The sequence below is a fragment of the Dactylosporangium sp. NPDC049140 genome (assembly GCF_040648435.1).
In genome coordinates this window covers 53,278-68,359 of record NZ_JBEZDS010000051.1, presented here as the reverse complement: position 1 = coordinate 68,359, position 15,082 = coordinate 53,278, and the positions used below count along the sequence as shown (strand labels likewise).

Below are 15,082 nucleotides of genomic sequence, written 5' to 3'. Positions count from 1 at the left end.
CCTAGGGTGGGCGGGTGACCGATACTCAGTGGACCTCCGACGCCGTGGGCACCGGGCAGTACGCCGAAGTCAACGGCATCAACCTGTACTACGAGACGCACGGGTCCGGGCGGCCCCTCATCCTGCTGCACGGCGGGCTCGGCTCCGGCGAGATGTTCGGGCCCGTCATCCCCGCGCTGGCCGAGCGGCACCAGGTCATCGCCGTGGACCTGCAGGGGCACGGGCGCACCGCCGACGTGGACCGGCCGCTCGACCTGGGCTCGATGGCGGCCGACATCGCGGCGCTCATCGAGCACCTCGGGCTCGACCGCCCGGCCGTGGTCGGCTACTCCCTCGGCGGCGGCGTCGCCCTGCGCACCGCCGCCGACCACCCGGGGCTCGTGTCCCGGCTCGTCGCCGTGTCCGCGCACGCGTGGACCGAGGCGGTATACGAGGAGATGCGGGCCCAGCAGGGGCAGGTGACCGGGGCGGCGGCGGAGTTCATGAAAGAGACGCCGATGTACCAGCTGTACCAGCGCGTCGCCCCGCGCCCCGAGGACTTCCCGCGGCTGCTGGACAAGATCGGCGAGTTCATGGCGCAGCCGTTCGACGTGCGCGACGCGATCGCCGGGCTGCAGGTGCCGACGATGTTCGTCGCCGGCGACGCCGACATGGCCCCGCCGAGCCACTACGTCGAGGTGTTCAAGCTGCTCGGCGGCGGCCTGCGCGACGGCGGCTGGATGGGCGAGGGCCGGCCGGAGGGCGGCCACGCGCTGGCGATCCTGCCCGGGCTGACCCACTACACGATCTTCGCCTCGCCGCTGCTGGCCGCCGTGACGCTGGACTTCCTCGCGCGCGACTGAGCGCACCCGGACCGCACCCGAGGTGGGGGTCCCGGGCAACCCGGCCACGGCAGGATCGGGGCCGGGACGTCTCACGGCCCGCACCCTGCTCGCGAGCCTCGGGGACCTGCTGCCGTCATGACCCTCAGGCCGCGGCGACGAGCGCGTCGCGCAGGCGGTCCAGGGCGTCGCGGCGGGCCCCGGTCAGCGCGGGCTCCCGCCGCAGCACGGCGGCCTCCACCGGTACCGTCCGCGGCAGCTCCGCCACCGCCGCCCGCACCGCGCCGAGCAGCGCCGGCCCCCACGGGCCGCCCACCACGACCAGCCCGGGATCGGCCAGCGCGACGATCGCGGCCACCACCCCCGCGACCGCGAGCCCGACCGCGCGCCGGTTCGCCGCGGCGAGGGGCGCGGGCGCGGCGGTCGCGGCCAGCAGCGCGTCGGGGTCGATGGCGGTGGAGTCCGGCCGCCGTACCCCCATCCGCCCGAAGACCTCGATGAACGGCACCGCGCGCCCGTGCGGGCCGATCGTGAGCAGGTGCGCGATCTCCCCCGCCAGCCCGCCCCGGCCGCGGGCGACCTCGCCGCCGCCGACGACCGCGCAGCCGAGGCCCTCGCCCAGGTACAGGTACGCGAAGTCGTCCCCGGCGTGCTCCCGCTCGGCCCGGGCGGCCCAGTTCACGTCGTTGTCGACCGTGACGGGGCCGGCGACGTGCGGGGCGAGCACGGCCACCGGGTCGAGCTCGCCGACCAGGAACGGCGAGTCGGGCAGGTGCACGAGCTGCCCGGTGGCCCGGTCGACGGGGTCGGCCGCACTGACCACGGCGAGCCGCGGCCGGCGTTCGGCAGAAGCACCGCCGGCCGGCGCAGCGGCGGATGAGACGGCCGACGCGGCGGCGGATGAGACGGCTGACGACAGCGTGGCGGCGACGGACGCCAGGGCCGCGGCGACCTCGGCCGGGGACGCCGGCCGGCCCAGCGGCCGCTCCGTGCGGGCGACCGTCTCCCCGTAGGCGTCGACGAGCTCCCCGGTGATGCCCGCCGGCCCGATCGACACCGCCAGGGCCGTCCCGGCCGCGGCCGACAGGGCGTAGTAGGAGCCGACCCGCCCCCGTCCCCGCCCGCCGGGCGTGCGCTCGCCGGTGTCGGCGACCAGGCCGCGCTCCTCCAGCCGGCGCACGCTCTCCCCCGCCGTCGGCTTCGAGATGCCCGTCTCGGCGGCCAGTTCGGCGCGGGTCAGCCGGCGGTGCCGCATCAGGGCGCGCAGCACCCGCTCGTCGGTGAGCGAGCGCACCAGCTCCAGGGAGGGCGACGGCGAGGCGTCCATGTGCCAATTCTAGACAGGAGCCTTGCCTAGAGAGCGGCGGGGCGCGTACGGTCGGACTTACAAATAAGGAGACCTGACTAGAAGGAGTCCGCCGTGTCCGCACCCGCGCTGCCGCACTGGGAGGAGACGCCGGCCGACCTGCCGGGCGCGATCCGCGAGATCAAGGCCGCGATCCGCGCGCGCATCGCCGCGTCCGGGCGCACCGTCGAGGAGGTCTTCGCCGTCGTCGAGCGGCGCGTCGAGGCCGAGGTCGAGCAGGTCGAGGCCGCGCTCAAGAACGGCGAGCCGGTGTGGCCCGTGATCGACTACGCCGACATCGAGGCCGGCACCGTCGCCCCCGAGCAGCTCGAGCGCCTCCAGCGGCGCGGCTGCCTCGTGGTGCGCGGGCACTTCGAGCGCGAGCAGGCGCTCGCCTGGGACGCCGGCATCGTCGACTACGTCGAGCGCAACGAGTTCTTCGAGCACTACCGCGGGCCCGGCGACGACTTCTTCGGCACCGTCGGCTCGCGGCCCGAGATCTACCCGATCTACTGGTCGCCGGCGCAGATGGAGGCGCGGCAGAGCGACCGGATGGCCAAGGTCCAGGCGCTGCTGAACCGGCAGTGGAAGTACGACTCGCAGGGCCGGCGCTGGTTCGACCCCGACCGCGACTCGCTCTACCCCGACCGCATCCGCCGCCGCCCCGAGGGCGCGGACTCGGCCGGCCTGAACACCCACCTGGACCCGGGCACGCTGGACCTGTGGATGACCGAGGCGTACCAGCGGGCGTTCCGGCACCTGTTCGACGGCCGCGTCGAGGACTACGACCCGTGGGACGCGGCCTACCGCACCGACGGCCCGCAGTACCCGGGCTCGACCATGTGCTCGGCGTTCCGCACGTTCCAGGGCTGGACGGCGCTGTCCGACATGGACCACGACCAGGGCGTGCTGCACACGGTGCCGATCCCCTCGGCCATGGCGTACCTCATGCTGCGTCCGCTGCTGCCCGACGTCCCCGACGACGACATGTGCGGGGTCACCGTCAACCGGGTGTTCCCGGCCAACGAGCGCTGGCACCCGCTGCTCATGCGCGCCCAGGCCGGCATCCCCGACGTGCGGGCCGGCGACTCGGTCTGGTGGCACTGCGACATGATCCACAGCGTGGCGCCGGTCCAGCGGCAGCGCGGCTGGGGCAACGTCATGTACATCCCCGCGGCCCCCTGGTGCGCGCGCAACGAGCGCTACGCGGCCGACGTCCGCGCCGCCTTCGCGACCGGCTCCAGCCCGGCCGACTTCCCCGAGGAGCACTACGAGCGCGACTGGCCCGAGCGCTTCCGGGCCGAGCAGCTCAACGCGACCGGCCGCCGCGGCCTCGGCCTGCAGGCGTAACCGGGGCGCCGGGCTGCGGCCCGCCCGGGGCCGGGTTACGCTGCCCTCCTCATGAACAATGACCAGCGTTCCGGATCGGGGCTGAAGATCACGTCCGGCACCGGGCCGGACGGCGTGGTGCTGGTGGTGTCGGGCGCCTTGGACTACACGTCGGTGGAGAGCTTCGCCGCGGAGGCGGCCCGGGCGTTCGACGGCGGCGCGGAGCGCGTGACCGCCGACCTGAGCGCCCTGGCCTACTGCGACTCCTCGGGCGTGGCGGCCCTGGTCCGCGCGCACAAGCAGGCGGTCCGCGAGGGCCGCCGGTTCGTGGTCCGCAGTCCGAACACCACGCTGAGCCGGGTCTTCGCCCTCACCGGGCTCGACGCCGTGCTGACGATCGAGAGCTGACTCAGGCGCCGGGCAGGCGCACGGTGTCGAGCCAGAACTGGTTGATCTGGCGCACCACGCCGACGAAGTCGTCGTAGCCCGACGGCTTCGTGATGTAGGCGTTGGAGTGGTCGCCGTAGCAGGCCAACACGTCCTCGACGGCGCTCGACGTCGTCAGGACCACCACCGGGATGCTCGCCACCGCCGCGTCGGACTTCACCTGGCGCAGCACCTGCCGGCCGTCGACGCGGGGCAGGTTGAGGTCGAGCAGGATGAAGTCGGGGCGCGGGGCCCCGGCGTGGGCGCCGCGGCGGTAGAGGAAGTCCAGCGCCTCCTGCCCGTCGCGGGCCACGTACAGCTCGCTGGTCTGGGCGTCGTCCTCGAAGGCCTCCCGGGCCATGAGCTCGTCGCCCGGGTCGTCCTCGACGAGCAGGATGGTGGCCGCGCGGTGGACCTCCGGCATGGCGGGCGGTTCCTTTCACCGAGCGTCGAGGGTGGGCCGAACTGTACGGCAAACCTCCACCGTTTGCACACGAACCGAAGGCGCTGCGGCGGTACCGTCAACGCCCATGCGCCTCGTGGTGGGAGTGCTCGCCGTGCTGCTCTTGGCCGCCGGCTGCTCGACCGGCGACAACGGCACGGAGCTGGCCGCGTCGACGTCCGGCGATGGCTACCGCAGCCCCGTGTGGCTCGGCGACACCGTCTACTACCTGGCCGTCGACTCCGGCGGGGCGGCGGGCCTGATGCGGGCCGGCCCGGGCCGGGCGCCCGAGGCGGTGCCGTTCGCGAACTGCCGCGCCGAGTGGCTCGTCCCCGCCGGCGAGAACCGGATCGGCGTCGTCGTGGACTGCGGCGGCCGCAACCATCGGCTCGTCACCGTCGATGCCGGCGGCGCGACCGCGGACCCGCCGGCGCCGCTGGACTACACGGGCGAGGGCGCGACCTGGGACGCCGTGGCCTTCACCGGGTACACCTGGCAGGGCGGGTGCGGCCTGCGGTCCTTCCCCGGCTCCGAGGGCCCCTGCTTCGGCGGCCCCGACGCCCGCTACCCGGTCATCGGCCCTGACCGGCGGGTGCTGTACCTGGACACCCGCTGCGGCACCGACGAGCCCGCGCGGCGCGGCACGTACGCCGTCTGCCGCCACGACTCCGCGGGTGAGACGACCCTCGCCCGGGGCGTCGCCACACCGGCCGGGCTGGACGCGCGCGGCGGCCGGATCGCCGTCGCCGGCACCGTGGACGGCGACGCGGGGCTGTGGCTGCTCGACGCCGGCCGGTTCACGCGGGTGGCGACGGGCGACTTCCGGGGCGTCGCCCTCTCCCCCGACGGCCGGCGGGCCGCGGCGCCGCTGCGGGACGAGGGCTGGCTCTCCACCCGCTGGTCGCTGCGGGTGGTCGGGCTACCCCTGTCCTGAGCGTCGCGTTCCCGGGCGGCCCGGTGGTTCCTGGTGTCGAATCGGAGCATGAGCCCGTCGCCCCACCTGGTCGCCCGCGGAGCCGCCCGGCCCCGCACGCTGGTCCTGCTGCTGCCGGGCGGCCGCCCGCGGAGCACGGCCGCCGCCGTGCCGTTCGGGGTCGCCGCCCTGCGCATGGTGCCCTTCGGCCGGGCCGTCGCCGGGCCGGGGGTCGCGGTGTGGCGGCTGCGGTACCGGTACCGGGGCTGGAACGAGCCCCGCCGGCACCCGGTCGCCGACGCCCGCTGGGCCCTGGCCGAGGCCGCCCGCCGCCACCCGGGCGTGCCGGTCGTGCTGGTCGGGCACTCGATGGGCGGGCGGGTCGCGCTGCACACCGCGACCGAGCCGGGCGTGGCCGGGGTGTGCGCGCTCGCGCCCTGGATCGAGCCGCCCGACGACGCCCTGCCCACCGACCCGGCCGTACCGCTGCTGCTCGCGCACGGCGACCGCGACCGCGTCACCGACCCCGCCGCGTCCGCGCGCTTCGCCGCCGGCCACGGCGCCCGGTTCGTGAGCGTCCCGGGCGAGGGCCACGCGCTGCTGCGCCACTACCGCACCTGGAACCGCCTGGTGCGCGAGTTCGTCGGCGCGCTGGTCACGCCCTGAGGTCCGCGAACACGACCACGTTGTCGCTCGCGGCCGCCGGCGACGGGCAGCATCTCCTTCACGGCCACGTCCCGCGCGAGCATCTCGTCCCGGGCGAGCCACACCCGGCCCATGCCGCCGCGGCCGACCACGCGCAGCAGCCGGTACCGACCGCCGACCACCCCGGCGACTCCACCGTCCAAGGCCATGCCCGGCATTCGGGGCCCGCCCGGCCGCGGATCGGTCAGGGCCGGGATCCGGCCCCGAAGCGCAGGCCGTCGATGAGCAGGTCGACCATGCGCCGGTCGGCGGCCGGGTCGACGCCGGTGCACAGGCGCGACACCGCGTGCAGGATGTGCATCGGCGCCACGTCGGCGCGGACCTCGCCCGCCTCCGCCGCGGCCGCCAGCAGCCCGGCCAGCGCCGGCTCGAAGCGCTGCTGGAAGTACGCGGGCAGCGGCTCGAAGGCCGGGTTGCCGGAGTGCAGGGCCGCGTGCAGGCCGCGCTTGGCGCTCACGAACCCGGTGAAGCGGTGCAGCCACCGCACGAGCGCCTCCAGGGGAGGGTGCTCGGCGGCGAGGACCTCCGCGGTGCCGGCGCACGCGTCGACCTCGTGCCGGAAGACCGCGGTGACCAGGTCGGAGCGCTCCGGGAAGTGGCGGTAGAACGTGGCCAGGCCGACGCCGGCCCGGGCCGCGATCTCACGCACGGGCGCGTCGACGCCGGACTCCGCGAAGACCTCGCGCGCGGCCTCGACCAGCGCGTCGAAGTTGCGCCGGGCGTCCGCGCGCTTGCTGGGCGGTGGCGGTTGCATAAGTGAGAAGGCGTTCCGTATCGTGGTAACCGATAAAGCGTTCCACTTAGCGTACAGGAGGACCGCGATGCGTTACCGCACGCTCGGCCGCACCGGCATCCAGGTCAGCCCCTACTGCCTCGGCGCGATGATGTTCGGCGCCATCGGCAACCCCGACCACGACGACGCGATCCGGATCATCCACAAGGCCCTGGACTCGGGCATCAACTTCGTCGACACCGCCGACGTGTACTCCCGCGGCGAGTCCGAGGAGATCGTCGGCAAGGCGCTCAAGGGCCGCCGGGAGCACGTGGTGCTCGCCACCAAGGTCAACGGGGCCATGGGCGAGGACCCCAACCAGCGCGGCACCTCGCGGCGCTGGATCATGGCCGAGGTCGAGCACTCGCTGCGGCGGCTGCAGACCGACTACATCGACCTCTACCAGGTGCACCGGCTCGACCCCGGCGTGGAGCTCGAGGAGACCCTGTCCGCGCTCACCGACCTGGTGCGCAGCGGCAAGGTACGGGCGATCGGCTCGTCCACCTTCCCGGCCTCGGCGATCGTCGAGGCGCAGTGGGCCGCCGAGCGGCGGGGGCTGCAGCGGTACCGCACCGAGCAGCCGCCGTACTCCATCCTCGACCGCGGCATCGAGCGCGAGATCCTGCCCGTCACGCAGCGGTACGGCATGGGCACGCTCGTCTGGAGCCCGCTCGCCCAGGGCATGCTCACGGGCCGGTTCCGCAAGGGCCGGGACGCGGGTACCCACCGCAGCGGGCTGCCCTTCGCGCACTACCGCGACGAGCGCCGCCTCGACGCCGTCGAGGCGCTGATCCCCCTCGCGGAGAAGGCCGGGCTGTCGCTGACCCACTTCGCGATGGCGTTCGCGGTCGCCCACCCGGGCGTCACGTCGGCCATCATCGGGCCGCGCACCATGGAGCAGCTCGACGACCTGCTCGCCGGGGCCGGCACGACCCTCGACGACGCGATCCTGGACGAGATCGACGCCGTCGTCCCGCCCGGCACCGACGTGGGCCGCCTCGACATGGCGTACAACCCGCCCGAGATGCAGCAGGCGGCACTGCGCCGCCGCCCGCCGGCCGAGCGGACGGCCGCCTAGGCGGGGCGGCCCTTCGCGTCCAGCACCGCGGACGACAGGACGCCCGCCTCGGCCATGCTGTCCACCGCCCCGAGGTAGTGCTCCTCCAGCATCTGCACGATCGCCTCGCCCGAGCCGACGCGGAAGATGTCGACCACGTACTGGTGGCGGCGCACCGCCTCGTCCAGCCCGATGTGCTGGCGGTCGATCGACGAGCGCATGAGGGCGCCCATCTGGGCGTCCAGGGTGCGCCACAGCGCGGCCAGGCGCTGCTTGCCCGCGGCGTCGATGATGCAGCCGTGGAACTCGGTGTCGAGGTCGATCATGGTGGCCACGTCGCCGTCGGCGGCCACGTCGGCCATCCGGTCCACGACCTGCTGCATGCGGGCGAGGACGCCGTCCTTGCTGCCGGTGATGCAGCGGACCGCGCCGGCCTCCAGGACGAAGCGGGCATAGCAGGCGTCGCGGATGTCCTCGTAGGACATGCGCGTCACGATGCTGTGCCGCCGGGGCGAGATGTCCACCAGCCCGTCGACGCTGAGCTGGCGCAGCGCCTCCCGGACGGTCGAGCGGCTGACCCCGAGCTCCTCGGCCAGCGGCGCCTCGACGAGGCGCTGCCCGGCTTCGTACTCGTTGTTGAGGATCTTGCGCCGGAGCACGAGGTACACCGCCTCGGGCAGCGACCGGTGCAGGAACATGCCGGGGTCGGTCATGGCCGGAAGTCTAGGTCGTCGGCCCGCAGGCCGAGGTGCTGGTCGCCGTCGACCCCGACCGGCAGCGCGGCCACCGGGCCGCACAGCAGCGGCATCAGGCCGGGGCCGTGGCCGGGCTGCGGGCTGCCGCCGTGCACGATCACGCCGACCGTGCGCCAGCCGCGGCGGTACCCGGCGTTGTGCCGCACGTCGAGGTCGTCCACGGCCACGAAGTCGCCCAGCCGCAGGCCCGGCGGGACCTCCTGCAGGTCGAGGTCCCACATCTGGGCCGGACGGCCGATGCCGTTGCCGACGACCGAGGACGGGACGATCCCGCGGACGCCGAGCGGCAGCGCGAGCCGCGGCAGCATCCGGGGGTCGGTGTTGACGAGGAACAGCCCGGGCAGCGTGGCGCCCTGGCCGTGGGCGCGCACGGCGATCGCGTCGCCCGGCAGGAGCCGGGCCAGCACGTCGTCGGGGAAGACGACGATGACCCGGCCCTCCTCGCCGCGCTTGCCCAGCACCGTTCCGCGGGCCCCGGCGGCGGCGCCGGTGCGCACGACGGCCTCGTTGCCCAGGCACGCGAAGGCGGTGAGCGCGTGCCGGGCGGCCTGGTCGCGGTGCTCGAGGGTGACGCCGGGGGCCGCGTGGTCGGCGTCGTGGTCGAAGACCCCGTCGCCGAGGCGGACCCCGAGCACCACGCCCGCGGAGCCGATCGGCACGTACGGGGCGCCGTCGGCGTCGACGAGGTAGGGCGAGGACCCCATCGTCGGGGTCTCCACCGCCCCCGTCAGGTTCATGGCGACCGTGTTCACAGTCAGACTCCCAGTCGTGAAAGGTTCGCGTCCGCGTCGTCGACGATCGCGAACGCCTCGGCCGGGCCGCTGAGGATGGTGCTGGGCCCGGGGCCGTGGCCGAACAGGCGGCAGTGGCCGGTGCTGATGACGCCGACGGTGAGGTACCCCCGGCGGAAACCGCGCCCGAAGCGGTGGTCCTGGTCCTCCAGCACGACGAGGTCGCCGAGGCGCAGGGACTCCAGGCCCAGGGACAGGTCCTCCGCCTGCCCGGCGTAGGCGCCCATGAGGTCGGTGTTGGCGAACTCCGACACCATCCCGGCGCCGGCCCCGACCGCGGCGGCGGGCACCCGCGCGGCCACCCCGACCTCGAGCCGCCCGTCGGCGCGGGTGGCGATCGGCAGCGCGTCGAGCAGCGCCGGGTCGAGGTTCTTGGCCACCACGGCCGGGTGGTCGAGCAGCTTCAGCCCCTGCCCGGTGGCGGCGACGCTGACCCGGTCGCCGGAGCTGACCAGCGCGAGCCGATCCTCGGGGAGGTCGACGAGGACGTACGCGTGCTGCCCGGTCACCCGCCCCACGGCGCCCGCCGCCGGGCCGCTGCGCACGGTGACGAGGTTGCCGACGCAGGACAGGAACTGCAGCGCCATGTTCGCGCCGGGGTCGGCGGCCCGCACCGACAGGCCCGGCTCCAGGTGGTCGCTCGCGTAGCCGGTCGCGGGGTCGCCGGGGTGCGCGCCGAGCGTGACCCCGCCCATGCCGGGCAGCAGGAACGGGGTGCCGTCGGCGTCGACGCGGAAGCCGTGCCGGTCCGCGAGGGCCGGCCACACCTCGCCCGCAAGGATCTGCGCGACGAGCCGGTCGCGGTTGGTACGCACCCCGCTCATGCCGCGGCCCCGAAGCGGAAGCCGTGGCCACGCAGGGCGGGCGCGCTCACGGCGCCGTTCCACACGTTCATGACCGGCTGGGATCGCACGGTACGGCCGACGCCGTCGACGGTCGCGAGCAGGTCGAGGACGGAGTGGGTGAACCGGGCCCCGGCCACGGGCGCGGCGAGGCGCCCGTTCTCGATGAGGAAGCAGCCGTCGCGGCTGACCCCGGTGATGGTGCCCGCCACCCGGTCGACGAGCCGGGTGTACCAGAAGCGCTGCACGTACAGGCCGCGCTCGACCCCGGCGATGAGCTCCTCCTCGGTGTACGGGCCCGGGCTCAGCACGATGTTCGCCGCGACCGGGCTCGGCGGCTCCTCCCGGGCCACGTGCGCGTGCCCGGTCGAGGCCGAGCCGAGCACCCGCGCGCTGGCCAGGTCGGTGACGGCGGCGCCGACGAGCCCGTCGGTCAGCAGCGGTACCACCGACTTCGGGGTGCCCTCCAGGTCGAAGCCGATCGGCAGCCCGTAGGGCGAGGTGGCGTCGTCGGCGACGTTCACGAGGGTGGACGCGACCCGCTCGCCGCGCCGGTTGGCGACCAGCCCGACGCCGGCCGCGGCGAGCTCGCCGGAGAAGCCGAACGCCTCCAGGAACCCGAGCAGTTCCCCGGCCGCCTGCGGGCCGAGCACGACGGTGTAGCGGCCGTCGGGCAGCGGGCCGCGGCCCCGCCCGGCGACCGCCTCGCGGACGGTGCGCGCCACGGACCGCTCGGCGTCGAGCGCCGCGGCCGAGCGGTGCAGGTCGATCCAGTGCGAGGTGCCCTCCTCGACGGTCGCGGTAAGGCTGCCGATCGCCTCGGTGGCCCGGGTGTGGTGCGCGACCCCGGCACTGTTGACGACCGCGAGCTGGGTGACGGCCCGGCCGAACATCCCGGCCGCGTGCCCGCCGGCCGCCTCGGCCCGCGCCATGGTGGCGGCGGCGAGGGCCGCGCGGGCGCCGGCGTCGAAGGCTGCGGTGTCGTCGTGCCAGAGCTCGAGCTCCGGCACCCCGGCCGGCGCGGCGATGGTCGCCGTGCCCGGGCCCCCGGCGCTCTTGGCGAGGGCGCGGGCCAGCTCGGCGGCGCGGGCCACGGCGGCGTCGAGGCCGCCGAGGACGCCTGTCGCGGCCCGGGCGGCGTGCCCGTCGACCAGGGCGCGCACGGTGTACTGCGTCTCGGTGATGTCCTGCGGCTGGTGCACGCGGCCGCCGGCGAAGCGGGTGTACTCCCCCGCCTTGCCCAGCAGCGCGATCTCCACCGCGTCGGCGCCGGCGGCCGAGGCGGCCCGCTCCAGCGCCGGGACGAGGCGGTCGGGGTCGACTGGGGTACGCATCACGCGACTCCGATCCTGAGGCCGCGCACGAGCATCGGCGCGGCGCCGTGGCTGAGGAAGCCCCACTGCTTCGGCTCGCCCTTGCCGCACGGGTAGCCGAACGCGCGGAACTCCGACGGGCCGGCGACCGCCTCGACCGAGCCCCAGAACTGCGGGGTGACGCCGCCGTAGGAGAAGTTCTTCAGCAGCCGGCCGCGCCGCCCGCCCTTGACCTCGTAGGCGACCTCGGTGCCGAACTGGAAGTTGAGCCGCTGGTTGTCGATCGACCAGCTGCGGTTGTCGTCGATGTAGTAGCCGTCGCCCATCCGCGCGAGGAGCTCGTCGAGGCTTCCGCCGGTGCCGGGCTGCAGGAACACGTGGGTGGCGAAGCAGACCGGCAGGTAGGCCCAGCCGTCGGAGCGGGCGGCGCCGGTGAGCGCGAGCCCGGACCGGGCCGCCGAGTCCCGGTTGGACAGCGTGTTGCGCACGATGCCCTCGTCGACGAGGTGGGTGGCGCGGGCCGGGGTGCCCTCGTCGTCGAAGGCGAAGCTGCCCCGGGTGCCCGGCACCGTCGGGTCGGACGTGATGGTGACGGCCGGGGAGCCGTACCGCAGCGAGCCCACGTCGCCCGGCGTGATGAACGAGGTGCCGGCGTAGTTGGCCTCGTCGCCGAGCATCCGGTCGAGCTCGAGCGCGTGCCCGGACGACTCGTGGATCTGCAGCGACACCTGCTGCGCGCCGATGACGACGTCGGCGTGCCCGGACGGGGCGAGCGGCGCGGTCAGCAGCGCCACCGCCTCCTCCCCGACCCGGGCGGCGTTGTCGAGCATGCGCAGCGAGGAGAGGTACTCCCACCCGGCCGCCGCGGTGTTGCCGTGGAACGAGTTCGGGTAGCTGCGCCGCTGCACGTCGCCGTGGCCGCTCGCGGTGACCACGAGCATCGCGCCGGTCTCGGTGAAGTGCTGGTGCTGGCGCGCGCCCTCGGTGTCGGCGTAGTGCCGGTGCTGCCGCTTGGCGTTGATGCCGGCCTGGGCCGCGGCCACCTCGGCGGGCGCGGTCGCGGCGGCCAGCCAGGCGGCGAGCAGCTCCTGCCGCCGCGCCGGGGCGACCGCGAACGGGTCCTGCTCCACCGCGGTCTCGTAGCGGCCGCTGACCGGCTCGCGCGGGGGCAGGTCGACCGGCTTGCCGCTGCCGGCGAGGGCGACGGCGACCCGATGGGCCTGGACGGCGGCCGCCTCGGCGTCGGCGTGCTCGGCGAGCGGCCGGGCGGCGAAGCCCCACTGCCCGTCGACGAGCACGCGCACGCCGATGCCGATGTTGCCTTCGATCCGCTCGTCGGGGTCGGCGCCCTTCTGGACGTACGACCGCAGCTCCTCGGCTTCGATGAGCCGCGCGTCGGCGAACTGCACCCGTCCGGCGACGGCGCCGAGCGCGGAGTCGAGGATGCGGGCCGCGGCGGTGTCGTCGCCGAGCGACCCCCAGTCGTGTCCGCTCATGCGGCGTCCCCGGTCAGCGGCAGGGACACCCACGAGCGGGTGCGGAACGAGCGCTCGAACGCGTTGATGGTCTCCTGCACGAGCGCGCCCTGGCCGAAGTCGCCCTGGTTCTGCGGGCCGCCGGAGAGGATCTCGGTGGCGAAGTCGGCGCAGAGGTTGGAGTAGAACAGGAAGTCCCAGTCCTCGCGGGAGTGCCCGCCCTCGGGGAAGAACTCCTGGGGGATCTCCCGCTCGACGAACTCGACCTCCTGGCGGGTCGCGGTCTTGATGGTCTGGCAGATGCCGAACTCCTCGACCAGCCGCACGATGATCGCGCCCTCGGAGCCGTAGATGCGGGCCTCGATGCCGGGGAAGTTGCCGACGGTGACGTACGAGGACTGGATGGAGGCGAGCAGGCCGCCGCCGAACTCGGCGATCCACATGTCGCCGTCGTCGATGTTGAGCCGCTGCATGAGCCCGGTGTCGCGGACCATGCGCTCGGGCACGAAGTTGCGCATGGTGCCGACCACCGACTGCAGGTCGGCCCCGGCCCACCAGTGCATGATGTCGATGATCGGGGCGCCGTAGCCCTCGATGGACGAGGTGGCGATGACGTCGGGGTCGGCGTCCGGGTCGACCTGGCGCATCGGGGTGGCCGGGTCGATCCACTGGCTGTTCTGCTCGTACCCGTTGAAGACGTACGGCTGCCCGACGAAGCCGGTGTCGATGAGGTGCTTGGCGTACTGGATCGCCGGCGCGTAGCGGAACGTGAAGCCCAGCTTGGTCTTGAGCCCCTTGGCGTGGGCCAGCTCCGACAGCGCCCGGGTCTGGCGGTAGTCGTGGTGCACCGGCTTCTCGCACAGCACGTGCTTGCCGGCGTCCAGTGCGGCGGCGGAGATCTCGAAGTGGGCGCGGTTCGCGGTGGCCACGTCGATCACGTCGATGCCCGGGTCGTCGAGCAGCTCGCGGTAGTCGGTGACGCGCTTGGCCACGTCGAACTTGTCGCCCGCCTCGTTGACGGTGGCCTCGTCGGTGTCGGCGACGGCCACGACCTCGACGCGGGAGTCGCGCTGCCAGCCGGGGATGTGCGCGCGCTGGGCCCAGCGGCCGGCGCCGACAACGGCGACGCGGAGTTTGTCAGTCATTACAGACGTTCCTTTCAAGGGGGTCGTGCTACCGCCGGACGCGGGGATCGATGGCGGCGTATGCAAGGTCGACGAGGAGGTTCATCAGGACGATGAAGAACGCGGCGAAGAGGACCGCTCCGGTGATCATCGGGATGTCGAGGGTGCCGATGGCGTCGAAGGTGAGCTTGCCGATGCCCGGCAGGCCGAAGACGGACTCGATGACGACGACGCCGCCGAGGAAGTAGCCCAGGTCCATGCCGAGCATGGTCAGCAGCGGGCTCAGGACGTTGCGCAGACAGTGCCGCAGCAGCACGACCCGCTCCGGCATGCCCTTGGCCCGGGCCGTCTGCACGTACGGGCTGCGCAGCGCCTCGAGCATGTTCGTGCGGGTGAGCCGGGCGTACCAGGCGGCGCCGCCGAGGCCGAGGGTGAACGCGGGCAGGATCAGGTAGTTGAGGTACGGCGACTCGTAGCCGCTGAGCGGGAAAACGCTGGACTTGTAGGCCAGCGCGTACAACAGCAGCAGCCCGAGCCAGAACGGCGGGGCGGACAGGCCGACCAGCGACGTGAGCGTCACCGTGCGGTCCAGCAGGCCCTTGGGCCGGTAGGCGGCCACGATCCCGGCGGGGACGCCGAGCAGCACCTCGAACAGCACGCCGAGCAGGGCCACGGCCGCGCTGACCGGCAGCGCGCGCCAGATGGCGTCGCCGACCGACGTGCCCTGCAGGGCGTAGCTGACGCCGAGGTCGCCGTGCAGCACCTGGCGCAGGTAGGCCCAGTACTGGTAGCCGAGGCCGCGGTCGAGGCCGAGCTGGGTGTGGATGGAGGCGACGGTGGCGGGGCTGGCGTTGGGGCCGGCGATGAGCCGGGCCGGGTCGCCGGGCACCACGTGGGTCATGAAGAAGGCCAGGGTGACGACGCCGAAGAGCACGACGATCGCCTGGGGCAGGCGGCGCAGCAGGAAGCCGC

At 74.4% G+C, this 15,082-nt stretch carries 16 protein-coding genes; 6 read left to right on the top strand and 10 right to left on the bottom strand.

What is annotated here, in order from left to right; genetic code table 11:
• Positions 1 to 83 precede the first annotated feature (83 nt).
• Positions 84 to 842, top strand: a complete 759-nt coding sequence (locus tag AB0B76_RS47950; protein WP_360389465.1) for an alpha/beta hydrolase — start codon at positions 84 to 86, stop codon at positions 840 to 842.
• A 124-nt stretch (positions 843 to 966) separates the two neighbouring features.
• Here the strand turns inward: AB0B76_RS47950 and AB0B76_RS47945 are convergent, their stop codons facing one another.
• Positions 967 to 2,148, bottom strand: a complete 1,182-nt coding sequence (locus AB0B76_RS47945) for an ROK family transcriptional regulator (protein ID WP_360389424.1) — start codon at positions 2,146 to 2,148, stop codon at positions 967 to 969.
• A gap of 93 nt (positions 2,149 to 2,241) precedes the next feature.
• On the opposite strand from AB0B76_RS47945, the gene AB0B76_RS47940 reads away from it, so the two are divergent.
• Together AB0B76_RS47940 and AB0B76_RS47935 are read left to right on the top strand one after the other, a co-directional pair.
• Positions 2,242 to 3,516 carry a YbiU family protein gene (locus AB0B76_RS47940; RefSeq protein WP_360389421.1) on the top strand — a complete coding sequence of 425 codons (1,275 nt, stop codon included), beginning with the start codon at positions 2,242 to 2,244 and terminating at the stop codon, positions 3,514 to 3,516.
• 51 nt (positions 3,517 to 3,567) lie between these two features.
• The gene (locus AB0B76_RS47935; protein WP_360389418.1) at positions 3,568 to 3,903 is read left to right on the top strand and encodes an STAS domain-containing protein; all 336 of its coding nucleotides are present in this window, start codon (positions 3,568 to 3,570) and stop codon (positions 3,901 to 3,903) included.
• Between the two features lies 1 nt (position 3,904).
• Here AB0B76_RS47935 and AB0B76_RS47930 read toward each other — a convergent pair whose 3' ends face one another.
• On the bottom strand, positions 3,905 to 4,345 hold the full coding sequence (locus tag AB0B76_RS47930; RefSeq protein WP_360389415.1) for a response regulator: 441 nt from the start codon (positions 4,343 to 4,345) through the stop codon (positions 3,905 to 3,907).
• A 106-nt stretch (positions 4,346 to 4,451) separates the two neighbouring features.
• Between AB0B76_RS47930 and AB0B76_RS47925 the strand changes: the two genes are divergently transcribed.
• On the top strand, positions 4,452 to 5,297 hold the full coding sequence (locus AB0B76_RS47925) for a hypothetical protein (protein ID WP_360389412.1): 846 nt from the start codon (positions 4,452 to 4,454) through the stop codon (positions 5,295 to 5,297).
• A gap of 48 nt (positions 5,298 to 5,345) precedes the next feature.
• Positions 5,346 to 5,942 carry an alpha/beta fold hydrolase gene (locus tag AB0B76_RS47920; protein WP_360389409.1) on the top strand — a complete coding sequence of 199 codons (597 nt, stop codon included), beginning with the start codon at positions 5,346 to 5,348 and terminating at the stop codon, positions 5,940 to 5,942.
• 223 nt (positions 5,943 to 6,165) lie between these two features.
• Here the strand turns inward: AB0B76_RS47920 and AB0B76_RS47915 are convergent, their stop codons facing one another.
• On the bottom strand, positions 6,166 to 6,735 hold the full coding sequence (locus AB0B76_RS47915) for a TetR/AcrR family transcriptional regulator (RefSeq protein WP_360389406.1): 570 nt from the start codon (positions 6,733 to 6,735) through the stop codon (positions 6,166 to 6,168).
• 67 nt (positions 6,736 to 6,802) lie between these two features.
• Here AB0B76_RS47915 and AB0B76_RS47910 point away from each other — a divergent pair, with 67 nt between their 5' ends.
• Complete coding sequence (locus AB0B76_RS47910; protein ID WP_360389403.1) at positions 6,803 to 7,831, top strand: aldo/keto reductase; 1,029 nt, start codon at positions 6,803 to 6,805, stop codon at positions 7,829 to 7,831.
• Here AB0B76_RS47910 and AB0B76_RS47905 read toward each other — a convergent pair.
• The 7 genes from AB0B76_RS47905 to AB0B76_RS47875 form a co-directional block, all read right to left on the bottom strand.
• On the bottom strand, positions 7,828 to 8,523 hold the full coding sequence (locus AB0B76_RS47905; protein WP_360389400.1) for a GntR family transcriptional regulator: 696 nt from the start codon (positions 8,521 to 8,523) through the stop codon (positions 7,828 to 7,830). The genes AB0B76_RS47910 and AB0B76_RS47905 overlap by 4 nt on opposite strands.
• A complete protein-coding gene (locus AB0B76_RS47900) occupies positions 8,520 to 9,317 on the bottom strand; it encodes a DUF4438 domain-containing protein (protein ID WP_360389397.1) in 798 nt (265 codons plus the stop codon). The genes AB0B76_RS47905 and AB0B76_RS47900 overlap by 4 nt, the downstream gene beginning before the upstream one ends.
• A gap of 2 nt (positions 9,318 to 9,319) precedes the next feature.
• Positions 9,320 to 10,180, bottom strand: coding sequence for a DUF4438 domain-containing protein (locus tag AB0B76_RS47895; RefSeq protein ID WP_360389394.1), 861 nt, complete (start codon positions 10,178 to 10,180; stop codon positions 9,320 to 9,322).
• Positions 10,177 to 11,532 (bottom strand): TldD/PmbA family protein, encoded by a 1,356-nt coding sequence (locus tag AB0B76_RS47890; RefSeq protein ID WP_360389391.1) that lies wholly within the window; start codon positions 11,530 to 11,532, stop codon positions 10,177 to 10,179. Before AB0B76_RS47890 ends, AB0B76_RS47895 begins: the two co-directional genes overlap by 4 nt.
• Positions 11,532 to 13,007: a TldD/PmbA family protein gene (locus tag AB0B76_RS47885; protein WP_360389388.1), complete on the bottom strand. Its 1,476-nt coding sequence runs from the start codon at positions 13,005 to 13,007 to the stop codon at positions 11,532 to 11,534. The genes AB0B76_RS47890 and AB0B76_RS47885 overlap by 1 nt, the downstream gene beginning before the upstream one ends.
• Positions 13,004 to 14,131 (bottom strand): Gfo/Idh/MocA family oxidoreductase, encoded by a 1,128-nt coding sequence (locus AB0B76_RS47880; protein WP_360389385.1) that lies wholly within the window; start codon positions 14,129 to 14,131, stop codon positions 13,004 to 13,006. The genes AB0B76_RS47885 and AB0B76_RS47880 overlap by 4 nt, the downstream gene beginning before the upstream one ends.
• Positions 14,132 to 14,159: 28 nt before the next feature.
• A partial coding sequence (locus AB0B76_RS47875; protein WP_360389382.1) for an ABC transporter permease occupies positions 14,160 to 15,082 on the bottom strand: 923 nt, incomplete at its 5' end.